At 61.3% G+C, this 514-nt stretch carries 1 pseudogene; it reads left to right on the top strand.

Features of this window, described 5'->3' with window-relative positions:
• Positions 1 to 78: 78 nt before the first annotated feature.
• Positions 79 to 438, top strand: a pseudogene (locus AAFX91_RS42395) (IS630 family transposase); the annotation flags it as partial.
• Between the last annotated feature and the right edge of the window lie 76 nt (positions 439 to 514).

The raw sequence follows: 514 nt of genomic DNA, 5'->3' as shown, positions 1-514 counted from the left end.
AACTCTAACCCCTGATGAGCCAGAGCCTCCCTTCTCGAAAAGCTTGATCTGTCTCAAATTATCTGACGACGGACACGGACGACGCCAGCCGACGCGAGGCACTGGTCGATCCGCTCGATGGCGGCGGAAACCGGCTTTTCTCACACCACGATCCGCCGAATGTGGACGGCGTTCGGCTTGCAGCCGCACCGCAGCCAGACATTCAAGCTGTCGAGCGATCCGCTGTTCGTCGACAAGGTGCGCGATATCGTCGGCCTTTATCTATCCCCACCGAACCGTGCGCTCGTCCTCAGCATCGATGAGAAAAGCCAGATTCAGGCGCTCGATCGCGAGCAGCCGGTCTTGCCGATGATGCCTGGCGTGCCGGAACGGCGCACGCACGGCTATGTGCGGCACGGTACGACCTCGCTGTTTGCCGCGCTCGACGTCGCCTCGGGGGGGAGTGTCAGAAGTTTTGTGTAAGAGCGCCTCTGTGAGAGGTTTGCGGGGTCAGCGGACTGACCCCATGGGGTCA

This window comes from Bradyrhizobium sp. 31Argb, from assembly GCF_043638955.1.
In the GTDB taxonomy this organism is placed as follows: domain Bacteria; phylum Pseudomonadota; class Alphaproteobacteria; order Rhizobiales; family Xanthobacteraceae; genus Bradyrhizobium.
The sequence above is the reverse complement of the archived record's forward strand: the minus strand, read 5'-3'. Positions and strand labels throughout refer to the sequence as shown.